This is a genomic window from Arsenicicoccus sp. UBA2120, assembly GCF_002330965.1.
Classification (GTDB): domain Bacteria; phylum Actinomycetota; class Actinomycetes; order Actinomycetales; family Dermatophilaceae; genus Arsenicicoccus; species Arsenicicoccus bolidensis.
In genome coordinates, this window is the sequence record NZ_DCYC01000082.1 from 51,000 (window position 1) to 53,858 (window position 2,859).

At 71.4% G+C, this 2,859-nt stretch carries 3 protein-coding genes and 1 pseudogene; 1 reads left to right on the top strand and 3 read right to left on the bottom strand.

Going from position 1 to position 2,859, the window contains the following annotated elements; all coding sequences use genetic code 11:
• Positions 1–1,118: purine-cytosine permease family protein (locus tag B2P18_RS14025; RefSeq protein ID WP_286961279.1), on the bottom strand; the 1,118-nt coding region annotated here is incomplete at its 3' end.
• A 109-nt stretch (positions 1,119–1,227) separates the two neighbouring features.
• Here B2P18_RS14025 and B2P18_RS14030 point away from each other — a divergent pair.
• Positions 1,228–1,992 (top strand): alpha/beta fold hydrolase, encoded by a 765-nt coding sequence (locus B2P18_RS14030; RefSeq protein ID WP_286961282.1) that lies wholly within the window; start codon positions 1,228–1,230, stop codon positions 1,990–1,992.
• A 19-nt stretch (positions 1,993–2,011) separates the two neighbouring features.
• On the opposite strand, the pseudogene B2P18_RS18940 reads toward B2P18_RS14030, so the two are convergent.
• Together B2P18_RS18940 and B2P18_RS14035 are read right to left on the bottom strand one after the other, a co-directional pair.
• A pseudogene (locus tag B2P18_RS18940) lies at positions 2,012–2,131 on the bottom strand (Cmx/CmrA family chloramphenicol efflux MFS transporter); the annotation flags it as partial.
• A gap of 500 nt (positions 2,132–2,631) precedes the next feature.
• Complete coding sequence (locus B2P18_RS14035; RefSeq protein ID WP_286959900.1) at positions 2,632–2,757, bottom strand: hypothetical protein; 126 nt, start codon at positions 2,755–2,757, stop codon at positions 2,632–2,634.
• Positions 2,758–2,859 lie beyond the last annotated feature (102 nt).

Genomic DNA, 2,859 nt, shown 5'->3' on the forward strand with positions numbered 1-2,859 from the left:
AGCGTGATGAGGAAGCTCTGGAACGGCCCGAGGAAGCTCTGGGCGAAGAACACTACCCAGATCGTGCCGGCCGTGAGGATGATCCCGTCGACGAGAGCCGCTGCGGGACGGGGGATCCGGACACCGAGGGACAGCAGCGTGAGGCCGGAGGAGTAGATGCCGAGGACGGCCCCCGACACGAGTGCGAGCACCGCGGCGACGAGAAAGATCACGAGGAACCAGGTGGGCAGGATCGTGGCGAGCGTGCCGATGGGGTCGGCGGTGATCCCCTCGGAGAGCTTGGGGTCGGATCCGGCGAGCAGCAGGCCGTAGAGCACGAGCAGCGTCGGAGCGACGGCGCCGCCCAGGGTGTTCCACGCGACGATGGCGCCGCTGGACGCGTCACGGCGCTGGTAGCGCGACCAGTCCGCGGCGATGTTGATCCAGCCGAGCCCGAAGCCGGTCATCACCATGACCAGCGCGCCGACGACGGACTGCCATGGGCCCGAGGGGAGCTCGCGCACGGCATCCCACCGCACGTGGCTCACGGTGAGGGCGATGTAGACGATCGTCGCCGCACCCGTGACCCAGGTCAGGACCGACTGCAGCCGCATGATGATGTGGTAGCCGGCGACCGAGGCGAGCACGATGATCGCCGCGACGACGACGGTCGCGACGACCTTGGTGGGCGTCCCGCCACCCCATCCGAGGCGGCCGAAGATCGTGGACGTCGCCAGCACGGCCATGATGGCGAGGAAGGTCTCCCACCCGATCGACACGAGCCAGGACATGACGCCGGGGACCTTCTGCCCCTGCACGCCGAAGGCCGCGCGGCTGAGGATCATCGTCGGGGCGGACCCGCGCTTGCCGGCGATCGCGATGATCCCGCACAGAGCGAAGCTGAGGATCACGCCGACGACGGCGACCACGGCAGCCTGCGCGAACGAGATGCCGAAGCCGAGCACGTAGGCGCCGTACGAGATCCCGAAGACGCTGACGTTGGCCGCGAACCACGGCCAGAACAGGTCGTGCGGGCGGGCGGTGCGCGCGGACTCGTCGATGATCTCGATGCCGGTGGTCTCGACCCCGCGGCGGCGGACCTCGGTGGCGGTCGAGTCTGGTGAAGACGTCGCTGTCATGGTCCTTATGCTCTCACCGAGCCGAGCGCGGTCGTCACGGATCCGGTCTCGGTCGTATGACGAACCGCCCCGGGTGCGTGGCCTGCGCCTTCGCCCTAGGGTCGGGGCCATGACGGACACCGCACGCCGCGAGGGCGAACCCCACACGATCGTCGCGCTGCACGGCTGGTTCGGCTGGGGCCAGGGGTGGGGCGCCGACTTCCCCGAGCTGCTGGCGCGGGCGGCCGGCGAGGGCAGCACGATCCTCTGGATCGACTACCGCGGGTATGGCGAACGCCTCGGCGAAACAGGCGAGTACACGCTCGGCGAGATCGCCGACGACGTCCTGGCGCGGCTGGACGCCGCGGGCGTGGAGAGGTTCACGCTCGTCGGGCACTCTATGGGCGGGGCCGCCGCGCTGCGCATCGCCGCCCGCGCCCCGGAGCGGGTGCGCGCGATCGTCGGCGTCAGTCCCGTAGGCGCGACGCCGACGCCGTTCGACGACGCGAGCCGGCAGCTCTTCGAGGGTGCGCCGGCCGAGGACGCCAACCGCGCGGCCATCATCGACGCCACCACCAGCCACCGCCACAGCCAGACGTGGGTGCAGCACCTGGTGGCGGAGTCGCGGGAGCACTCGACGGAGGAGTCCTTCGGGCGCCACCTGCAGGCATGGACGAGCGCAGACTTCGCGGACGAGGTGCCGAGCGACCTGCCCGCGCTCGTCGTGGTGGGGGCGCACGACCCGGCCCTTGGCGAGGGGACCGTCCGCGAGACGTGGTGCCGGCTGCTGCCGGACGCCGAGGTCGTGGTGCTGCCGGAGTCGGGGCACTACGCGATGCTCGAGCAGCCCGTGGCGCTGGCCGACGCGCTCGAGCCCTTCCTGCGCACCCACTGACGCCACCTGACCCGCCGCCACCCACGACCACCCCCACCACGAACGCCGTGATCAGGAAGCCGGCGCCGGCGACCCGCACGTCGAGGTCGCTCGCGACGGCCGGCAGCACCCCGGCCAGCAGGAACTCGGCGCTCCCCATCGCGAACAGGCTGAACCCGAGGGCGTAGACCCCGAGGGCAGAGGCGTGGCGTCGCGGGTCGGGGGTGCGTGCAGCTCGGTGGAGTCCATGCGCCCACGGTCCGCCCCGCCATGACAGGTCGCCCAGACCGTTTGCCAGCCTGGCAACGACGCGGCTCGATCATCGGGTGGAGAAGGCCACCGATGACGGTGGCCGATCCCACCCGTTCCCGGATGGCGCCGTCCGGCTCAGGGGTGACGCAGCTCGGTGAATCGAGGATCCCGCGTCGCGCGGACGATCACGAGGGCCACTCCTGCCGCTGATCGGCGAGGTACGTCGATCCGTAGTAGCCGGCACCGGAACCCGCCGCCTCACGGACAGCAGCGACCCGATCCCGTGCGGCGGCGACGTCATCGGTCTCGGTGACGATGTGGTGCGGTGGGAGGTTCGACATACCCCAGTGTGCTTCCGCCCCGCTTGTGCTGCACCCTCATTGACGGCCGACGCGGGTCAGGCGTGGGTCAGGCGTGGGCAGGCGCGTCGGGATAGGGGTCGTCGGCGGGGTCCTGCAGGTCGCGGCCCGCCGTCTCGCGGCAGGTGGCGAGGTGCGGGCGGGGGCGGTCAAGAGTCGGTCCTGTTGGCGGCATCCCATGGCTGCTCGGCCGCGACCCGACCCACGACGCCGGCGGTCGCGCCCCTGCAGGGACAACGCGGAAACCTGAGCACGGTGATCGCGGAAACCTGAGCAC

What these genes read in the sequence shown, in the direction of transcription:
- B2P18_RS14035 (WP_286959900.1), bottom strand. Translation starts at nt 2,757, where the DNA reads ATGCCGCCAACAGGACCGACTCTTGACCGCCCCCGCCCGCACCTCGCC.
- B2P18_RS14030 (WP_286961282.1), top strand. Translation starts at nt 1,228, where the DNA reads ATGACGGACACCGCACGCCGCGAGGGCGAACCCCACACGATCGTCGCG.